This is a genomic window from Halosolutus sp. YCN4 (assembly GCF_059736495.1).
Genome location: NZ_JCASSM010000006.1, coordinates 47,280 through 66,516, shown reverse-complemented (window position 1 = coordinate 66,516; position 19,237 = coordinate 47,280). Strand labels below are relative to the sequence as shown.

The following is a 19,237-nucleotide window of genomic DNA, read 5'->3' as shown; positions in this document are numbered from 1 at the left end:
TCCGGTTTACGGTCGTCCATACTCCTCAGCAGCGATGAATTCGATCGACCCTTTTGAACGGAGGTGGACACGTCATCACGCGTTACGTTCCGGGTCGGTCAGTCAGTAGACCGCGTCCTTGATCTCCTCGCGAAGGTCGTCGAACGCCTCGAGGTAGGCCCGGCGTTCGACCCGGAGGTCCGCGACGGCCTCGTCGTAGTCGTCGACGTGGTCGGGGACGTAGTACTCGTCGACGTCGAGACCCGGGACGTGCTCGGGGATCGTCAGGCCCGTTCGCTCGTCGTCGGTCCACTCGATCGTGCCGCGAGCGGCCTCGGTGAGGATCGTCACGGATTCCTCGACGCCGACGTCTTTCGACTCCTCGCCGAGATACCCGGTGTTGATAACGTAACAGTCGACGTCGAGGGTCTCGATCAGGTCCCGGAAGACGTTGCCCTCTTCACCTTCGGATCCGACGATGAACGGATTCGTGCCGACGACCCTGATCGACTCCCCCGCACGGGAGGGGTCGCCCGCGCTGGTTTCGATCGATTCGCCGAGCATGAACGCGACGGCGGCCTGCTCGCCGGTCAGTTTCGCGACCGGGGGCATCAGCGGGTTCCGGGTGATGAAAAAGACCTGGTCCACCCGATCGAGGTCAATCTCGTCGTCCGCGCTCGCGAGTTCCTCGCGCTGGACGATCGCCCGGGAGTTCGCGGTGTAGCGGTCGTCGTCGAAGTCGACGGTGCCGTCCGGGTCGACGGCGACGTTCTCGAGGATCGCCGACTCGTCGGTCGCGGCCGCGTACAGTTCGGGCTGTTCCTCGGCGTCGAGTCCGATCGTCTTGATGAACAGGCCCTCGCCCTCGCTACCGGCGACGGAGCCGTCGGGGAGGAGACCGCAGACGTCGTCCTGCAACATGACGGCGTCCTCGGGGTCCTCGAGCCAGCAGCCGTGGGACGTCAGGGTGGACTTGCCGGTCGCGGACAGTCCCATGAACACCTGCCCGACGATTCGCAGGTCACCGTCACCGTCCCGAACCCGGACGCGTTTGCTTCCGGCGTGGAGACCGAGGCCGCCGCGTTGCTTGATTCGGTACATGAACAGCCGCAGGAACGACTTCTTGGCTTCGCCGGTGTAGTCGCTGCCTACCACCGCGGTGACCCCCTCCTCCGGGAAGACGCGGATCGCGGTCTCGTCGGCGTCGGGTAACTGCAGCGTGTAGAGGTCCGGTTCGCGGCCGTCGGTGGGTTCGAACAGGTTCGCCCACGCGAGGGCGATGCGCGCGTACTCGACGGGAACGTAGAGCCGACAGCAGAAGGTGGCGTCGGGGTGGCGCCCCATGAGCCGATCGACGCAGACCATGTCGCGATCGCCGGCGGCCTCGATCGCGTCGTCGACCAGGTCGTGATCCCGGTCGGTGAACTCGTGGTCGACGGCGTTTTTCGTCCGATCGGCGCTCCGTGAGCGGTACTCGCTGACGTACGACGGCGAACCGAACTCGGTCGTCGTCTCGTCGGCCGCGGCGAGGTCACGAAGCTCGGACAGCGACGGGTTGTACCGCACGTTCGACGCTGTCGCCGGATCGGGAAGCTGTCGGACCAGTGGACGGGACTCCGCCCCGGTTTCGGACATATACTTGACTGGCCACCACACTGATGTATAAACATGAGGGATTTTGCTCTGCGTGTGTCACTTCCTATCCAACCACAGTGTGATGTATGCCCGCACTACGGGTGTTACGGTTTGAATACGCGATTCGTAATCTCTCGAATAATGATGTGTAATCTGAGGGGTATCGATATATACTCACATCAGAATAAATTCTAATCGCGCTTTCTTCCGGCGCGCAATCTCGCCCGTGCGCGCTCGCCTCCTCTCATCCGACGATCGGAGTCGACCACCGCTCTCATCGGTCGAGAGGGCACCCGCCCGCCCGATCGGAATGGACAGCGCTAAACCGGAGGATGGTGGACCAGCGGCCATGGCAAATCTCGACCGGATTCGCGTTCACCCGATCAAGTCCCTCGACGCGACGACGGTCCAGTCGGCGTCGATCGTCGAGAACGGCGGTCTCGAGTGGGATCGGCGGTACGCGATCGTCGAGAGCACGAAACGCGAGTCTCTCGCGGAGAACCCCCTCGACGCCTACGTCAACGGCAAACGCGAGCGCCGTATCCACGAACTCGAGACGGAGTACGACCTCGACCGCGGGACCGTCACCGTCACCGGATCCGACGACGAGACCCACACGTTCCACCTCGAACTCGATCGGGACTGTTTCGCGTCGTGGCTCTCGGACGTCTTCGGCTACCCGGTCGAACTCGTGCGCGACGACGAGGGCGGCCATCCGGACGACGAGGACGCGTCCGGTCCGACGGTCATCGCCCAGCGCACCCTCGAAACGGTCGCGTCGTGGTACGACGGCATCGACGCCGCGGAGATGTGCCGACGACTGCGACCGAACCTCGTCGTCGACGGCGTCCCGGCGTTCTGGGAGGACCGGTTGTACGATCGGCCGGGCCGGGTCGTCTCGTTCGAAATCGGAGCGACGCCCCTGTACGGCGTGAACCCGTGTCAGCGGTGCGTCGTTCCGTCGCGCGACCCCGACACGGGCGAGGAGACGCCCGGATTCACGGAGACGTTCGTCGAGCGTCGCGAGGCGACGCTTCCCGACTGGGCGGCCACCGACTGGTTCGATCACTACTTCCGCCTGATGGTCAATACGCACGTCCCCGAGTCGTCGTGGGAATCGACGCTGTCAGTCGGCGACGGGGTGACGATCGGCGATCCGATCGCCGCGCCGCCCGCGGACCCGGCGTGAGCGGTCCGCAGTCGGCGAACGCGAGCGGTGCCTGCCGGTAGTTTTCAATTCTGGTACTCCGGCCCAAAGTTCCAAGAGGGTGGTCTCGGTCTCGGTCGCCATGGAATACGGTCTCGATATCGGACCGGGGGCGATCCGATCGGCCACCGACACCGGGGACGGCCCGGCGATCGAGTCGGTACCGCCGATCGTCCTCCCCGCCGACGAATCGACGCTCGACGCGGCGGGACTCGCCGGGGGTGAGGCCCGTACCGTCGACCGGGGCGGGACGACGTACGTCGTGGGGTCGGACGCGCAGTCCGTCGCCGACGCGACGGGGGAGACGCCGGAGCCGCTGTTCTCGAAGGGGCTGCTCGTCGACGACGACTACGCGGAACCCGCACTCGCGGCCGTCGTCGACGAACTCTTGGGGGAGTCGGCGAGCGGATCGCTCTGCTATACGACGCCCGGAACGGTCGTCGACGCCGACGCGACGGGGGAGACCCATCGCGACGCCGTCGCGTCCGCCCTGACGGACCACGCGGCAGAGGCGACGCCTGTCAGCAAGGGATTCGCCGTCGTCTACGATCAACTCGCGGCGGACAACTACACCGGGCTCGGGGTCTGCATCGAGTCCCAGACGACGAGCGTCGCGCTCGCGTACTACGGCGTCCCGGTCCTCGCGTTCTCGCTCGCGAAGGGCAGCGAGTGGGTCGTCCAGCAGGCGGCGAGCGAGACCGGACGCGCTCGATCCGAGGTCGCAGACGTCTTCGAAGCGTTCGTCCTCGATCCGGAGGCGGCGACCGGCGAGGTCGAAAGCGCCCTGGCGGCCGCACACGACGCGCTCGTCGGCGACCTGGTCGAGGCGATCGCCGCCGAGGCGGACGCGAGCGACGTCCAGGAGGGACTGGCCGTTCCGATCGCGGTCGCCGGCGACGGCGCGACCGAGGGGATCGAGTACCTCGTGGGCGGGCGGTTCGACGCGGGAACACTGCCGTTCTCGATCCGCGGCGTCCGGCTGGCGGACGACCCGGCCGCAAGCGCCGCCAGAGGCGCTCTCGCGGCGGCGGCCGACGAGGTCGACGCGTTCGACGACGTGACGTGGAACGGATCGACGCCCGCGAGCGACGCGACTGCTGTCAACGCCACCGGCGGAACCACCGACGGCGCGACGGCGGACTCGACTGGAGCCACGGGCGGGACCGACGACGGCGTCCAGACGTCGCTCTCGTTCGACGATTCGCTCGCCGCCGAGGCGGACCACGACAGGGCGGACGACGCGATCGACCAGCTGTTCGATCGGCTCGCGAACCGCGACGCGGAGATCCAGGCGGTCAGCGAGGACGTCGAACGGCTCGCCGACGAGATCGAGTACGTCGAGGAACGGTCGCCCGCGGTCGAGGACCTCGCGGCCGTCGAGGATCGACTCGAGGCGTTCGCCGACGACCTCACGGACATCGAAGCGGAGAGCGCCAGCCACGCGAGCGAGGAGACCGTCACCGAACTCGCGGACGACCTGGACGCGCTGTCGGAAGCGTTCGCCGACCTCGAGGGGAGCGTCGGCGCGATCGAGTCGGGGATCGAGACGATCGAATCGGAGGTCGACGCACTCGCAGAGACGTCCGCGGACGCGGCCGACGAACGGGTCGTCCTCGACGATCGGCTCACCGATCTCGGGAGGGGCCTCGATGACGCGGTCGATCGAACCGCGTCCATCGAGGATCGGGCCGACGCCCTGCGCGACGAGCTGACCGACCTCGCGGCCGACGCCGCGTCGGAGAGCGACCTCGACGTCGTTGAAGAGACGGTCACGCGGCTCGACGAGGAACTCGTCGCCCTCGGCGACGAACTCGACCGGGTCGACACCCGGATCGAGGGCCTGTGCGGACGGCTCGAGGAAGAGGCGACCCGAGTAACGGGGGTCTCGGACCGGCTCGACGACCTGTCGGCCCAGACCGACGATCGTCTCGCCGCCCTCCGCGAGGCGGTCGACGCGATCGACGATCGCGTCGGGACGCTGGCCGATCGGCTCGACGAGCGCGTCACAGCGACCGCCGATCGGGTCGACGCCGTCGAGACTGCCCTCTCAACGGCCACCGACGCGCTCGAAGCGGACTTTCGGGACGTCCGGGAGACGATCGACGGCGTTCGCAATCGAATCGACGGTCTGGCGGCCGAGACGGCCGACGCCGACCGGGTCGATGCGATCGCGGCGGATCTCGGGACGATCGACGACGACTACGCGGCGCTGACCGACTCGCTGGAAGCGGTCGAAACCGACGTGTCCGACCTCGAGGCCGACCTCGAGTCGGTGACCGACGCCGTGGACGCGATCGATGCAGAGACCGCCACGGACGCCGACGTCGCGGCTCTCGAACAGGAGATCGAGGACGGCCTGACGGAACGCATCGGAACGCTCGAAACGACGATCGACGATCGAGTCGCCGACGTTCGTGACGACCTCGAGGCGCACGTCGACGAACTTCGAGGTGACTTCGCCGAGCGAGTCGACGGCGTGCGGACCGACCTCGACGACCTCTCGTCTCGGCTCGAGACGCGGGTCGACGAGTCGGCGGTCGAGGACGTGGCGTCCGACGTCGATGCCGTCGCAGCCGAAGTCGAGGACGTGGCGGCCGACCTCGAGTCGCTCCGGGCGGCCCAGGATCGGCTCTCGGAGACCGTCGCCGACCTGCCCGCCGACGGCCACGAACTGGCCGAGCACGGAGAGCGCCTCGATCGGCTGTCGTCCGAGGTCGACGGCCTCACGACGACGGTCGCGACGGTCCCCGACGAGACGGCCGTCAGGTCACTCGAATCGGACGTCTCGTCGATCGAGTCGACGGTCGACGGCCTGGCGACTACCGTCAACGCGCTGGACGATCGGCTCGCGAGCGTCCACGATCGGCTTTCGGCGGTCGAAGACGGGGCACAGACCCGGGACGAACTCGAAACCCTCCGAGCCGACCTCGAAGCCCTGGAGCGCGGCACGGACGGGACCGCCTCGCTCTCGACGTCGGCGCTCGCGGGCGGTGGCGGTGCCGGCGTCGTCGCCGGTGGAGTCGTCGCACTTGCGGGTACCACGACCGTCGGCGGCGTCGCGGTCGTGTTCGGGCTAGCGTTGCTCGGGATCGCGGTCTCCCTCGACGGCTAGGTGGACTACTCCTCGTCAATGATCGCGTCGTCCGTGACGTTCGGCGCACCGACGACGAGGACCCGACTGTCCTCGATCGCCTGCAACTGTCGCCACGATCCGGCTGGGACGACGAGCACGTCGTTGGTGGTCACCTCGACGACGTCGCGCTCGTCGTCGCGTTCGATCGTGACCTCGAGGGTGCCCTCGAGCACGACGTACAGTTCCTCTTGCTCGGCCTGGCGGTGGAACGTGTTCTCCGCACCGCGTTCGTACTCCCAGACGCTCGGGCGCATCCGTTCCGGATCGAGTTCGGGACCGATCGGGAGCAACGACGGGTCGACGTCCTCGAGGTCGACTGGCTCGACGCCGTCGATATTCACCAGTCTGTACATGGATCGTCCTCCCACGAACGCCCGTAAAAAACCGGTGTCACCACTCACGATCGGCGCGGGCCACGACGACAGCTCGGCTACTCCTGGATCAACTCGACGTTTCGCATCTCGCCCCCGCACCGCCGACAGGTCGACAGCAACGCGTCGACGGCGGTCTCTCGCCGGCCACACTGGACGCACTCGTACTCGTCCTCGCGTGACTCTGCGAGTGTCATATGATAACACACATGCTGGAGAAAGATAACTCTTGTCTCGGTTAATCACTCGCGCCGAGCGACGACGACCGTCGACGGCCAGCCGTCGGCCTCCCGGTAGCCGTCGTAGATGTCGACCATCAGGCCCCGCTCCTCGAGACGGCCGACGATCGCCTCGGCGGGGGCGTCGATCAGGTCGTGCGTGTCGGCGAACCAGGTACCCCTCGGCGTGAAGACGATCGAGTCCCATCGGTACGTGCCCGTGTCCGCGTCTCGGACGTGCATCTGATGCAGTCGAGCGTAGTTTCCCTCGGGCCGGTCGTAGACGTCGAGCGTCAGGTCCGTGCCGTCCTCCGGAACCCACATCGTATCGAGAACGAGGGTTCCCCCGGGTGCGAGGCGATCGACGAGCACGTCGAGGCTCGCGTCGACCGTCCCGTGTTCGAGGTGGTTGACGACGGTGAACGGTACGAACACCAGGTCGAAGCGATCGTCGACGGGAAGATCCGGAAGCGCTCCCTGGACGAAGACCGCGTCCGACTTCGTCCGGGCCCGATCGAGCATCGTCGCGCTGGGATCGACTCCGACGACGTCGTATCCCCGATCGCGAAACCGACGGCTGTGTTCGCCGGTGCTACAGCCGACGACGAGGAGCCGGTCCCCCTCCCCCGTCACGTCGGTGACGAACGCGACCTCCTCGTCGTACGGGTCGTCCGCGTACAGGGCGTCGTAGACCGCGGGATACTCGTGGGAGAGCGCGTCGGACATCTCGTTCAGAACCTGGTGGTGGCTCGTGATAGTCGTGGGGGTCCCGGGCACCGGCCACGGCCCGCCATCGTACCGCTCGGTTGCTGGTCAGGCCGATCCCACATCACCCATCGCGCGTCGCCTCCCGATCGGCCTCGAGCGCCCACAGGCCCACTGCGAGGACCGTCGCCGCGACGACCGACGCGGTGAGGAGCCAGAACGCGGGCCGGAAGCCCGCGGTTTCCGACAGCGCGCCCACGATCGCGGGCGCGATCGCACCGGCCCCCATCAGGACCGTCCGGACGATTCCCAGTCCACCGCCGGCGACGTCGTCGGGGATCGCCGCCATCAGGTACGCACCCCGGACGGGTCGGTACCCGTGGGCGCCCACTCCGGCCGCGACGAGGGTGCCGCCGAGCAGGACGGGGTCGGCGGTCCCGGTGAGCGAGACGAAGCCGACCAGCGCGATCGAGGCGAGCGCGAGCGTTCCGACGATCAGCGGCAGCGTCCCGACCCGATCGCTGAGGTCGCCGGTCAGCAGTTGCACCAGACTCGCGAGGAAGAGCGCACTGTAGAGCAGGCTCGCGGTCGAGGGGGCGAGGCCCGCCTCCTGGGTGAGATACAGGGGTGCGAACGCGACCAGACCGTTGTAGGTGAACGAGAACAGGACGGTCACGAGCGCGAACAGCGAGAATCGCCGATCGCGAAAGAGCGTCGCGTACTGGCCGATCGCCCCCGGGTCGAGCCCCCTGACCGCGTCTCCCTCGGCCTCGTCCGGAACTCGCTCGGCGACTCGGTACCGGAACGAGACGGCTAGTGCGAGGCCGACGACGCCGGTCCCGAGGAAGATCGCCCGCCAGTTCTCGCCGAACGCGAACGTCAGGCCAGCGACGGCGACGACCGCGGCCGGGGCGACCACGCCCCCGAACGCGCCGAAGGTGTCGAGGACGCCGAGTGCGCGCCCCGTCCGGGCGGGATACGCGGTCGAGAGCAGCCGGACGGCCACGGTCTTGTGAGCGCCGGTTCCGGCCCCCATCACGAGCATCGCTCCGACCAGCACGACGAACGGCGAGTCGACGACGAGCGCGAGGCCGGCGATCGCCGCCACGAGCGCTCCGGTCGTGATGACCGCGACGGAACCGAGTCGATCGGCGAGCATTCCGGACGGGAACTGCATCGCCGCGTAGACCAGCATGAATCCGGTAAAGGCCGTCCCGAGCGTCGCGTTCGAGACGCCGTAGCTGTCCTGGAAGGGACCGAACAGCGGCGGGAAGGCGTACCGGACGAACTTCGCGAGAAACCAGATCGACGCGGTCAGGACCAGTACGTCGAGGTGGGCGTACCGCTGGACCGACTCGGGAACCGCCATGGACGTTCGTCTCGATGTCAGGGAACGCGCCGCCGAGAATCCAGCGATTGCGCGGTTCGGAGGCAGAAGGCCGAGAACCGCGGTCCAGCGATTGCGCGGTTCGGAGGCAGAAGGCCGAGAACCGCGGTCCAGCGATTGCGCGGTTCGGAGGCAGAAGGCCGAGAACCGCGAGTGTGACGGGTGAGAACCGCGACCGTACTCGATCCGACGTGGAATCCATCGAGAAAGGTGGAAGTAGGCTCGTCTCGAAGCGTCGGCAATGGGCTTTCACACCTTCCCGATCGAACGTGCCGACGCGCTCGAGGACCCCTCCCGATACCGGTACTGCTCGCGCGAGGAACTCGTATCGATGCTCGCGACGAGCGAGGACGACGTCGTCGCGGATCTCGGGTCGGGCACCGGCTTCTACACCGACGACGTCGCCCCGTTCGTCGAGACGATCTACGCCGTCGACGTCCAGTCCGAGATGCACGATCGCTACCGGGAGAAGGGCGCGCCGGAGAACGTCGAGTTCGTCACGACCGAGGTCTCATCGCTCCCGTTCGCGGACGATCACCTCGACGCCGCGTACTCCAACATGACGCACCACGAGTACGCCTCGGACGAGGCGTTCGCGGAACTCGCGCGCGTACTCCGCCCCGGCGGTCGACTGGTGACGGTCGACTGGTCGGCGACCGGCACCGAGGAGAGTGGGCCGCCGCTCGACGAACGATTCGGTCCCGATGACGTCGTCGACCAACTCGAGACTGCCGGGTTCGAGATCGAGACTGCGACGGATCGACCGGAGACGTTCGCGATCGTGGCGATTCGACGGAACGAATGATTGGACGTTCGTCCAGTTATTAACTCAATAAGGCCTTTTCATCCCAGCTTTCGTCGGAATATCTACCGTGTTGGGGCAACGTTTATGCACTGGAACCGCCATCCATCCACCATGGGATACACGGACCCGTTCAAACCCGGCCGATCGACCTTCGAATGTCCGACCTGCACGTACCGAACGAGGGCGGCCACGCCGGGAACATGCCCGCGTTGCAGGGTGCAACTGCAAAACATCGCCGTCCCGCGCGAATAGCGCGACGACGGCGTCGAACCGCGATCAGTCGAAGTCCGGCAGGTCCTCCGGCGGTTCGTACTCCGCTTCCCAGGTGATGTACTCCTCTTTGAGGACGACGGAGACGATCTGGCCGAACTCGGTGAGTTCGGCGTTGATCGCGGAGACCGTGCCCCACGTGTCCAGTTCCGGGTGGTACTCGCGGGCCTGCCAGTCCTCGGGAATGCCCGGGGCGTGGTAGCCGACCCGATCGGCGAAGTCGTCCCAGAAGAAGTCGAACTCCGCGAAGAGGTCGAGGTCGCGAGCGATCTCGTACTCCCGCTCCTCGAGATCGGTGTCCGCCAGCCACTCGTCGAACGCCTCCTCCCAGGCGCCCTCCTCGAGGAACTCCTGGAGGTCCTCCCGGCGGTAATCGATGTCGTTCCCGTCGGCGCTGATCGTCGTGTCGTCGTACTCGTTCGGGTCGACGAACTCCAGTTCCGGCGGCGCGGGGGGTTCGACCTCGAGTCCCATACCCCGTGATAGAGCGGGTCGCGGCATAAGAATTCCCACCGCGATCGGCACCCGTCGCCTCGATCGACGTGTGGCAGTCGGCGCGCATCGATCGACGTGTCCCGACGGCCCAAGTCGATCGAGGCGACGGGGTTCCCCTACAGTTTTCCTGTCGACGAATACACGTATGGGCAGCGAGTCGGGTGGCCGGGATTACAGCCTGACGGAGATCTTCGCGATCAAGTTCGTCCTGGCGGACGTCCTGATCATCGCGGCGTTGCTGTTCGCCGGGCCGCTGTACGCGCTCGCGTTTACGGTTCTCATGGTTCTGAGCGTCGTTCTCGTCTGGTATCTCACGACGCGAACCGACACCGGGAGCGAGGACCGGGACCGCGAGACGGCGGTCGCCGAAGCCGACCGCCTGGCCCGCTCCGGCCGCGATCCCGTGACGCGACTCCAGGAGCGGTACGCCGCGGGCGCCCTCTCCGAGGACGAGTTCGAGGCGCGACTCGATCGGCTGCTCGAGTCGAACGAACGGGCCGAAGCGGCGGGCGTCGAGACCGACGAGCGATAGTAGCCGCTGAAAGTCAATGCACACCTGATCGTAAGGCGGCTTTGCGACCAGTGTGTGAATCGTTTCAGTTGTTACTATATCGCTGGAGCGGCGCGAGTGACCGGAGCACTGGCGCCTGGCAACCAAACACTCAATCCCCGTCCAGCCGTAGCCGCGGGCGATGACCGCGTACGAGGCGGCGATTCTCGACGTCGACGGCACGATCGTCCGGGGCGAAGAACTCCTTCCGGACGTGACCGACGGATTGCACGCGCTGGACGATGCGGGCTGTGCCAGACTCCTCTTCTCGAACAATCCCACCCGCGGCAGCGACCACTACGGCGAGAAACTCGAGCCCCACGGAATCGACGTCGATCCCGGAACCGTCCTCACGTCCGCGACCGTCGCCGCGGAGTACCTCGCGACCACCCATCCCGACGACCGCGTCTTCCTCGTCGGGAGCGATCGGCTCGAGGCGATCCTCGCGGAGGCGACGGTCGAACTCACCGACGACCCCGACGCGGCCGAGGTCGTCCTCGGCTCGTTCGACACGGACTTCTCCTTCGGCACGCTCTGGGAGGCTCTGCGGGCGCTCGAGGGCGACGTGCCGTTCTACGGGACCGACCCGGACGCCACCATCCCGATCGAGGACGGATCGATTCCCGGCTCGGGGGCGATCCTCGCCGCGATGGAGGCCGTCGCCGGTCGGGAACCGGACGCGATCCTCGGGAAACCCTCCGCGATCGCCGCAACCGCGGCGATGAACCGGCTCGATGCCGACCCCGAGCGAACCCTCGTCGTCGGCGACCGGCTCGACACGGATATCGCGCTCGGGAACCGGGCCGGGATGACGACGGCCGTCGTCCTGACCGGCGTGACGGATCGAGCTGCGATCGACGCGTCGCCCGTCGAACCGGACTACGTGCTCGAGTCGCTGGGCGACGTCGATCGGCTCCTCTGAACGGGCGTCTCACAGCGGCGCCGTCGGGGAGACCGCGCCCCATCATCTTTTCACCCTTCGAGAGAAACGGGGCCTATGTCCACGAACGGCGCTTCGACCGCGGAGATCGATACCAACCTCTTCGTAACCGTCTCGGGGCCACCGGGCTGTGGTGCCACGACGCTGTGCGAGCGCCTCTCGGAGGCGATGCGCTGTCCGTACGTCTCCGGGGGCGACATCTTCCGCGAACTCGCCGACGATCGCGGCGTCAGCCTCAACCAGTTGACGGCGCAGGCGGACTCGTCCGACGAGATCGACCGGGCGCTGGACGGTCGCCTCCAGTCGATCGCCGAACAGTGGGGCGCGAGCAACAAGCCGTTCATCCTCGAATCGCGACTCGCCGGCTGGCTCGCGGGCGACCGGGCGGACCTGCGGATCTGGCTCGACGCACCCGAGGCCGTTCGTCTGGAGCGGATCAGCGACCGGGTCGAGACGGAGGCGGAGATGCGGGTTCGGGAAGTCAGCGAAGCCGGACGGTATCAGGCGTACTACGACATCGACGTCACCGATCGCGGGTTCTACGACCTCCAGATCAACACCGCCCGCTGGAGCAAGGACGGCGTATTCAGGCTCGTCAGAGCCGCGATCGACGAGTACGATCCGGACGCCGACGAGGGGTCGTTCACCACACCGGCCGTCGATCTGTAGACGGCGGCCCCCGTTCGATCGACACCGATCCCCGATCGGATCGCCGGAACCGCCAGCCATTTGCGCCGGTCGACGAAACTCGATTGCGTGACTCGACTCGTCGACGTGTCGCTTTTCCTCCTGCTCGCCGTCCTCTGGGGGTTGTCCTTTCCGGCGATTTCGGTCGGACTCGAGTACCTGCCGCCGCTCCTGTTCGCGGCGATCCGCTACGACGTCGCCGCCGTCCTGTTGCTCGGCTACGCCGCGATCCGCGTCGACGACTGGCGGCCGCGGGGCCGGCACAACGCGGCGGCGATCGTCGGCGGCGGCCTCTTCCTCGTCGGGGGCAACGGCCTGCTGTTCGTCGGCCAGCAGACGGTCCCGAGCGGCGTGGCTGCGATCATCCAGGCACTGGTCCCCATCTTTACCGCGCTGTGGGCCCTAATACTGCTCGGGGATCGACTCTCGGCAGTCGGCGCCGTGGGCGTCGCCGTCGGCTTCCTCGGGATCGGATTCGTCGTCCGGCCCGACCCGAACAACCTGCTGGTCGGCGACACTGCCGCACGACTGCTCGTTGTCCTCCAGGTCGTCAGCGTCTCGCTGGGCGGGGTGCTCGTCCAGCGGGCCGGGCCGACCATCTCCCGGGTCCCCCTCACAGGGTGGTCGATGCTCGTCGGCGCGATCGTCCTCCACGTCGTCAGTTTCGGGGCCAGCGAGGCGCCCTCGAGCGGCGCGACGGCGCCGACGGCGATCGTGATGGTGCTCTATCTCGGGGTCTTCTCGACCGCGATCGCCTTCCTCCTCTACTTCACCATTCTGGAGAAACACGGCGCGTTCGAGGCCGGCCTCGTCGCGTACCTCGTCCCGATCGTCGCGACGATCGTGGGCGTGCTCGTGCTCGACGAGTCGATCACGGCCCTGACGATCGGCGGTTTCGGACTGGTCGCGCTCGGCTTTGCCCTGCTCAAGCGCCGGGCGATCGTCGAGGTGACGGGTCTCACCTCGAGCGTCGGCCGGCCGTGATCGGTATCGGCCGCCGCCGGAACGGGAACGAATCCCGACGAGCGCCGGAGGCGCGGGTTGGCCACGGTCGGCGAGACGGGCGGAGACTCGACGCTCAGAGCGTCCCGTCGCGCGCCGCCGATCGGATCTCGCTCGCCCGTTCGCGGAGCGCGTCGCGCTCCGCGTCGGACTTCCGGTCGAGGTGGGAGTAGACCAGTCCCATCCGATGGTTCGATCGAAGGCGCTCCTCGTTGCGATCGAGGAACTCCCAGTAGAGCGCGTTGAACGGGCAGGCGTCTGCGCCGGTCGTCTCGTCGGGATCGTACCGGCAGTCGCCGCAGAAATCGCTCATCCGATCGACGTAGTTCGCGCTCGCGGCGTAGGGTTTCGTCGAGCAGACGTCGGAGGCGAAGACGCCCATTCCGATCACGTTCGGCGTCGTCACCCAGTGGTAGGCGTCCACGTACGCGAGGTGGAACCAGCGGTTGAGTTCGGCCGGATCCGCGCCGTAGAGCAGCGCGAAGTTCGAGAGGATCATCAGCCGCTCGATGTGGTGGCTGTAGCCGCGCTCGCGGACGTGATCGACGACGGTGCCGAGACAGCGCATGTCGGTCTCACCGGTGTAATAGCAGTCGGGCAGGTCGCGGGTCGCCTCGAGCGCGTTGGCGTCGGCCAGGTCGGGCATCGATCGGCGGTAGACCTGGCGCATGAACTCCCGCCAGCCGAGCAGTTGCCGGACGAGTCCCTCCACGCTCTGAAGCGGCACGTCGCCCCGCTCGTAGGCCTCGATCGCCGGTTCGATCACCTCCCGCGGGTGGAGGAGCCCGAGGTTGATCGCCGGCGAGAGGACGGCGTGGTTCAGCGCCCACTCATCGGCGAGCATCGCGTCCTGGAAGGGGCCGAACTCGGGGAGGCGCTCCGCGACGAACGCGTCGCGAGCGGCGAGCGCCTCCTCCCGGGTGACCGGCCACGCGAACCCGTCGAGGCTCCCCCAGTAGTCGAACGTCGATCCGACCCAGTCGACGACCGACCGGGTGAGGTCGTCGGGGTCGAACGCCGGCGGGTCGGGGAACGAGTCGTCGTCCGACGGCGTCTCCCGGTTCTGCTCGTCGTAGTTCCAGTCGCCGCCGACGGGTTGCGGGGGATCGTCAGCCCCGCCGCCGTCCTCCGCTGCGGGCGCCGTCATCAGGTACCCGGTCCGGCGGCGCATCCACCGGTAGAACGTCTCGTGCCGGAACGAGTCGCGATCGGCGGCCCACTCGTCGAACGCGGCCGGCGAGCAGTAGAACGTCTCGTTATCGACCACCTCGAGGGTCCCGCCGTGGCGCTCGACCAGCGTCTCGAGTCGGGACGCCGCGCCGTGGCTCGCCGGTTCCATCACGGTCAGGTCGTCGCCGGGATAGGCGTCGAAGTACGTCGCGAGTCCCTCGTCGAACGTCTCCGCCTCGACGTACTCGACGTCGTACCCCAGGTCGCGGAGCCGATCGCGGAAGTGACCCATCGCCGCGAACACGAGTACGAGCTTCTGCCCGTGGTACGGGAGTCGCCGCGCGAAGTCGCGGGATTCGACGAGCAGGACCCTGGTCTCGGACGGCTCCGCGTCCGCGAGCGGTCCGACCGCCGTCGTCAACTGGTCGCCGAGCACCCAGATTGCCATGAGATCCCTTCGTTCGCTCGACGTGTAGGTTTCCGGCCTACGATCGTCGGCTCCGGGTCGCCATCGCCGCGGGATCGCCCGCGGGCCGGATTCCCGATCCGCACCTCGAGCATGGTGTTTGGTACCGCACGTCGATCAAATACTTGAACTGACTGCTCGAGGACCCGCTATGGACGAGTTCGTCACCCCGGCGTCGCTCGAGCGAGGCGATCGAATCGCGGTCGTCGCACCGTCGAGGAACCCGTCGACCGAGTTTCCCCGCGTCTACGAGCAGGGACTCGATCGGCTCCGGAACGTGTTCGACCTCGAACCGGTGGAGTATCCGACGACCGAGAAGGACGACGACTACCTCTATGCCCACCCGGAAGAACGGGCCGGGGACGTGATGGACGCGTTCGAAGACTCCGAGATCAGCGGCGTGATCGCCGTCATCGGCGGTAACGATCAGGTCCGGGTCCTCGACCACCTCGATCCCGACGTGCTCCGGGCGAACCCGACCCGGTTCTACGGCTACAGCGACAACACGCACCTCGCGTCGTACCTGTGGAACCTCGGGATCGTCTCGTACTACGGCCCGTCCGTAATGGCCGAACTCTCGATGGAGGGTAGCCTCTTCGAGCACACCGTCGAATACACCGAACGGGCGTTCTTCGAGGACTCGTTCGGCGAGCTTCGTCCCGCGGACGAGTTCACCGACGAGTCGGGCGACTGGGCGGACCTCGACTCGCTCGACGAGCCCCGGGAGACGGAGCCGAATCCCGGCTGGCAGTGGGCCGGGGGCGACGCTCCCGTCGAGGGCCGTGTCTGGGGCGGGTGTCTCGAAGTCCTCGACCAGCAGTTCGTCGCGGACCAGTATCTTCCCGACGAGTCGGCTCTCGACGGCACGATCCTCGCGATCGAGACCTCGAAAGAACTCCCGGACCCCGCCTGGGTCGCGGGTGTATTCCGGGCGCTCGGCGAGCGGGGCCTCCTCGAACGGTTCGACGGGGTGCTCGTCGGTCGCCCGGCGGCACAGTCCCACCTCGAGTCCAGGCCGGCGGACCGCCGAGAACAGTATCGAGCCGACCAGCGGGAAGCGATCGAGGACGTGGTCGCCGAGTACAACCCCGACGCACCCGTCGTTTCGAACCTCGACTTCGGGCACACGTGGCCGACGACGCCGATCCCGATCGGCGGTCGCGTCCGGATCGATCCCGGGGCGCAGACCGTCCGGTTCGAGTAAGCCGGCCCGCGATCGGGCCGCGTCCACGAACTCTCGCTACAGATCGCCGTTTTCGCCCTCGATCGCCTCCTCTCGGAGGCGCTCTCCCTCCTCGGTACTGACCGTCAGTTCGGGAACCGCCGTCGGCGTATTGTCGTCGTCGATCGCGACGTAGACGAAGTAGGATTCGGTGGTCTTCTCGCGTTCCCGCGTTCGCAGGTCCTCCCGTTCGGTGATCAGGCGGACCTTCACGCTGGAGGTTCCAGCCTCGTAGACGTAGGCCGTGATGAACGCGGTGTCGCCGACCGGGATCGGCCGCTCGAAGTCCATTCGGTTGACCCGCGCGGTGACGCAGGTTTCCCCGGAGAACCGCATCGCCGACATCGCGCCGACCTCGTCCATCCACTTCATGACGTTTCCGCCGTGAGTGACCTCGAGGTTGTTCGCGTGGTTCGGCTGCACCATCTCCCGGTTCTCGATCAGCGTCTCCATGAGATCGGTCATTGCCCGCAGTTTTGCGACGAGGCTGATGAGTCTTGTCGTCGTCGGCGTTTCCGGCCAGCGCGGGTCCGATACTGGTAAAAGTCGTCGCCGAGTTGACCCGGTAATGAGCGATGCAGGCGACGCCGACGTGCCGGAGCCCCCCGAGCCGCCGGCCGACGGAGGTGGATCCGTCCACGTCCTCGGGACGGCTCACGTCTCGCAGGCGAGCGTCGACGACGTTCACGAGACGGTCGATCGGGAGGACCCGGACGTCGTCGCCATCGAACTCGACGAGGGTCGGTATCGACAGATGCAGGGCGGGACCCCGGACGACGTCGAAGCCAAGGACCTCCTCTCGGGGAACACTGTCTTCCAGTTTCTGGCCTACTGGATGCTGTCGTACGTCCAGTCCCGGCTCGGCGAACGGTTCGACATCGAACCCGGGGCCGACATGCGGGCGGCGATCGAGGCCGCCGAGCGGAACGGTCACGGGGTCGCACTGGTCGATCGGGACATCCAGGTGACGATCCAGCGATTCTGGAGTCGCCTGTCGTTCGTCGAGAAGCTGAAGATGGTCGGCGGCCTCGCGCTGGGGATCACCGATCCGCGGACGATCGGGCTGGCCCTCGGTGCCGTCGGCGGGCTGTTCGTCGGACTCGTCTTCGCCGCATTTCTCGGGCCGGCGCTCGGATTCGGTGACCTACTGACCCTCGGGATCAGCGACCCCACGACGTTGCAGTACGTCGGTGCGACGGGGATCGGCGTCGTCGTCGGACTGTTGCTCGGACTGGTCTTCTTGCCCTCGCTCGAGTCGGCCCAGAGCTACACCGGCGGCCTCCTCAGCGGTTTCTCGTTGCGGCTCCTGGGCGGCGTCGCGATCGGGGTTGCCGGCTGTCTCACACTGGTCGCGACGAACACGTTCGTCGGGCCGTTCTCGGCGTCGACCGTCGAAGGAGCCGGCGAGTACGCGATCCGGGGGACGATCGGCGCGCTGGCCGGGCTCGGTGTCGGGGTCGCGATCGGTGCGGTGCTCGGATTCGTCTTCGACGCGCTCGGCGGCGACGTCGAGGACATCGACGAGATCGACATCGACGAGATGACCGACGGCGACGTCGTCGCGGCGATGATGGAGGAGTTTCGCCGGTTCAGCCCCCGGGGTGCGAACGCGCTGATCGACGAACGCGACGCCTACATCGCACACAAGCTCCACCTGCTCCGGGAACAGGGGTACGAGGTCGTCGCGGTCGTCGGGGCCGGACACAAGGCCGGCATCGAACGCTACCTTCGCAATCCCGAGGAACTCCCGCCGCTAGAGTCGCTGACCGGCACCGCGTCGGGACGGCGGTTCTCGCCGCTGAAGATCGTCGGCTACCTGATCATGATCGGCTTCGTCGGCTTCTTCTTCCTGCTGATCATGGCGGGCGTCCAGAACACGTTCCTCCTCCAGCTCTTCCTCGCGTGGTTCCTGTTCAACGGCATCTTCTCGTTCACCCTGGCCCGACTGGCCGGGGCGCGCTGGACCAGCGCCGGCGTCGGCGGAAGCGTCGCCTGGCTGACCAGCATCAACCCGTTGCTGGCACCGGGCTGGTTCGCGGGGTACGTCGAACTCAAGTACCGGCCGGTGAACGTGCGCGACATCCAGACGCTCAACGAGATCGTCGGCGACACGGAACGCCCACTGACCGACGCAGTCGAGGACATGTTCGACGTCCCGCTCTTCCGACTGATCATGATCGTCGCGCTGACGAACGTCGGGAGCATGATCGCGACGTTCCTGTTCCCGATCGTCGTCCTCCCGTGGCTGGCAGGTCCCGAGATCGGCGGCGTCGACGCCCTGTTCGACGAGCTGCTCAGGGGCGCCCGTAACACGATCGAACTCCTGTGGGGGCTTTTCACGTGAGCTACCGAAGTCGCCAGAGCCCCGACGCCGAACTCACGTTCAGCGATCGGGAACTGCTGGACCTCGCGCTGGCCTGGGTCACCCTGAGCGTCGCGTTCGCGCTGTTGCTCGCGCCGATCCACCGCGGCGGCGCGACGATCGGCGGGTTCGTGCTGACGATCGGCCTGAGCTTCGTCACCGTCGGCGTCGCGTTCCTCCTGCACGAACTCGCACACAAGGTCGTCGCGATCGAGTACGGCCAGATCGCGGAGTTCCGGGCGGACTACCAGATGCTCTTCCTGGCGATCATGAGCGCCCTGATCGGCTTCCTCTTCGCCGCGCCCGGCGCGGTCTACCACAGGGGACGGATCACGAACCGGGAGAACGGCCACATCGCGCTCGCCGGGCCGGTGACGAACCACCTGCTCGCGCTCATGTTCTTCCCGCTGATGCTCTTCAGCGGCCAGCCCGGGATCGTCGGGTTCCTCGGAACGATCGGCCACCTCGGCGTCCTCATCAACCTCTTCCTGGCCGCGTTCAACATGATCCCGTTCGGACCGCTCGACGGGAAGTCGGTGCTGCAGTGGAACAAACCGATCTTCGGTATCGTCTTCGCCGCGAGCCTGGTCCTGCTGGCGGGATTCTACGTCCAGTTCGGCTTCATCTGACGCG

General features: G+C 67.2%; 19 protein-coding genes. 11 read left to right on the top strand and 8 right to left on the bottom strand.

Annotated elements, in window-relative coordinates:
• Positions 1-102: 102 nt before the first annotated feature.
• Positions 103-1,614, bottom strand: a complete 1,512-nt coding sequence (locus AC6I6X_RS19800; RefSeq protein WP_497932289.1) for a phosphoenolpyruvate carboxykinase (ATP) — start codon at positions 1,612-1,614, stop codon at positions 103-105.
• Between the two features lie 349 nt (positions 1,615-1,963).
• Between AC6I6X_RS19800 and AC6I6X_RS19795 the strand changes: the two genes are divergently transcribed.
• Both AC6I6X_RS19795 and AC6I6X_RS19790 read left to right on the top strand, forming a co-directional pair.
• Complete coding sequence (locus AC6I6X_RS19795) at positions 1,964-2,803, top strand: MOSC domain-containing protein (RefSeq protein ID WP_497932288.1); 840 nt, start codon at positions 1,964-1,966, stop codon at positions 2,801-2,803.
• 100 nt (positions 2,804-2,903) lie between these two features.
• On the top strand, positions 2,904-5,933 hold the full coding sequence (locus AC6I6X_RS19790) for a disk-shape morphogenesis protein volactin (protein ID WP_497932287.1): 3,030 nt from the start codon (positions 2,904-2,906) through the stop codon (positions 5,931-5,933).
• Positions 5,934-5,938: 5 nt separating this feature from the next.
• Here the strand turns inward: AC6I6X_RS19790 and AC6I6X_RS19785 are convergent, their stop codons facing one another.
• From AC6I6X_RS19785 to AC6I6X_RS19770, 4 genes are all read right to left on the bottom strand, one after another.
• Complete coding sequence (locus AC6I6X_RS19785; protein ID WP_497932286.1) at positions 5,939-6,307, bottom strand: cupin domain-containing protein; 369 nt, start codon at positions 6,305-6,307, stop codon at positions 5,939-5,941.
• A 77-nt stretch (positions 6,308-6,384) separates the two neighbouring features.
• Positions 6,385-6,522 (bottom strand): rubrerythrin-like domain-containing protein, encoded by a 138-nt coding sequence (locus AC6I6X_RS19780; RefSeq protein WP_497932285.1) that lies wholly within the window; start codon positions 6,520-6,522, stop codon positions 6,385-6,387.
• Between the two features lie 45 nt (positions 6,523-6,567).
• Positions 6,568-7,269 carry a class I SAM-dependent methyltransferase gene (locus AC6I6X_RS19775; protein WP_497932284.1) on the bottom strand — a complete coding sequence of 234 codons (702 nt, stop codon included), beginning with the start codon at positions 7,267-7,269 and terminating at the stop codon, positions 6,568-6,570.
• 103 nt (positions 7,270-7,372) lie between these two features.
• Positions 7,373-8,617, bottom strand: a complete 1,245-nt coding sequence (locus tag AC6I6X_RS19770) for an MFS transporter (protein WP_497932283.1) — start codon at positions 8,615-8,617, stop codon at positions 7,373-7,375.
• 259 nt (positions 8,618-8,876) lie between these two features.
• Here AC6I6X_RS19770 and AC6I6X_RS19765 point away from each other — a divergent pair, with 259 nt between their 5' ends.
• A complete protein-coding gene (locus tag AC6I6X_RS19765) occupies positions 8,877-9,440 on the top strand; it encodes a class I SAM-dependent methyltransferase (protein WP_497932282.1) in 564 nt (187 codons plus the stop codon).
• 84 nt (positions 9,441-9,524) lie between these two features.
• Positions 9,525-9,692 carry a rubrerythrin-like domain-containing protein gene (locus AC6I6X_RS19760; RefSeq protein WP_497932281.1) on the top strand — a complete coding sequence of 56 codons (168 nt, stop codon included), beginning with the start codon at positions 9,525-9,527 and terminating at the stop codon, positions 9,690-9,692.
• Between the two features lie 24 nt (positions 9,693-9,716).
• Here the strand turns inward: AC6I6X_RS19760 and AC6I6X_RS19755 are convergent, their stop codons facing one another.
• Positions 9,717-10,184, bottom strand: coding sequence for a DUF7992 family protein (locus tag AC6I6X_RS19755; RefSeq protein WP_497932280.1), 468 nt, complete (start codon positions 10,182-10,184; stop codon positions 9,717-9,719).
• A gap of 166 nt (positions 10,185-10,350) precedes the next feature.
• Between AC6I6X_RS19755 and AC6I6X_RS19750 the strand changes: the two genes are divergently transcribed.
• From AC6I6X_RS19750 to AC6I6X_RS19735, 4 genes are all read left to right on the top strand, one after another.
• Positions 10,351-10,737 carry an SHOCT domain-containing protein gene (locus AC6I6X_RS19750; protein WP_497932279.1) on the top strand — a complete coding sequence of 129 codons (387 nt, stop codon included), beginning with the start codon at positions 10,351-10,353 and terminating at the stop codon, positions 10,735-10,737.
• Between the two features lie 160 nt (positions 10,738-10,897).
• On the top strand, positions 10,898-11,677 hold the full coding sequence (locus tag AC6I6X_RS19745) for an HAD-IIA family hydrolase (protein ID WP_497932278.1): 780 nt from the start codon (positions 10,898-10,900) through the stop codon (positions 11,675-11,677).
• 75 nt (positions 11,678-11,752) lie between these two features.
• Complete coding sequence (gene cmk, locus AC6I6X_RS19740) at positions 11,753-12,364, top strand: (d)CMP kinase (RefSeq protein WP_497932277.1); 612 nt, start codon at positions 11,753-11,755, stop codon at positions 12,362-12,364.
• Positions 12,365-12,451: 87 nt separating this feature from the next.
• Complete coding sequence (locus tag AC6I6X_RS19735) at positions 12,452-13,366, top strand: DMT family transporter (protein ID WP_497932276.1); 915 nt, start codon at positions 12,452-12,454, stop codon at positions 13,364-13,366.
• Positions 13,367-13,460: 94 nt separating this feature from the next.
• Here AC6I6X_RS19735 and AC6I6X_RS19730 read toward each other — a convergent pair whose 3' ends face one another.
• Complete coding sequence (locus tag AC6I6X_RS19730) at positions 13,461-15,002, bottom strand: cryptochrome/photolyase family protein (protein WP_497932275.1); 1,542 nt, start codon at positions 15,000-15,002, stop codon at positions 13,461-13,463.
• Positions 15,003-15,171: 169 nt separating this feature from the next.
• Between AC6I6X_RS19730 and AC6I6X_RS19725 the strand changes: the two genes are divergently transcribed.
• Positions 15,172-16,224: a S66 family peptidase gene (locus AC6I6X_RS19725; RefSeq protein ID WP_497932274.1), complete on the top strand. Its 1,053-nt coding sequence runs from the start codon at positions 15,172-15,174 to the stop codon at positions 16,222-16,224.
• A gap of 36 nt (positions 16,225-16,260) precedes the next feature.
• Here AC6I6X_RS19725 and AC6I6X_RS19720 read toward each other — a convergent pair whose 3' ends face one another.
• Positions 16,261-16,707: an acyl-CoA thioesterase gene (locus AC6I6X_RS19720; protein ID WP_497932273.1), complete on the bottom strand. Its 447-nt coding sequence runs from the start codon at positions 16,705-16,707 to the stop codon at positions 16,261-16,263.
• Between the two features lie 103 nt (positions 16,708-16,810).
• Between AC6I6X_RS19720 and AC6I6X_RS19715 the strand changes: the two genes are divergently transcribed.
• Both AC6I6X_RS19715 and AC6I6X_RS19710 read left to right on the top strand, forming a co-directional pair.
• A complete protein-coding gene (locus AC6I6X_RS19715; RefSeq protein WP_497932272.1) occupies positions 16,811-18,586 on the top strand; it encodes a TraB/GumN family protein in 1,776 nt (591 codons plus the stop codon).
• On the top strand, positions 18,583-19,233 hold the full coding sequence (locus AC6I6X_RS19710) for a zinc metalloprotease (RefSeq protein ID WP_497932271.1): 651 nt from the start codon (positions 18,583-18,585) through the stop codon (positions 19,231-19,233). The genes AC6I6X_RS19715 and AC6I6X_RS19710 overlap by 4 nt, the downstream gene beginning before the upstream one ends.
• Positions 19,234-19,237: the final 4 nt, after the last annotated feature.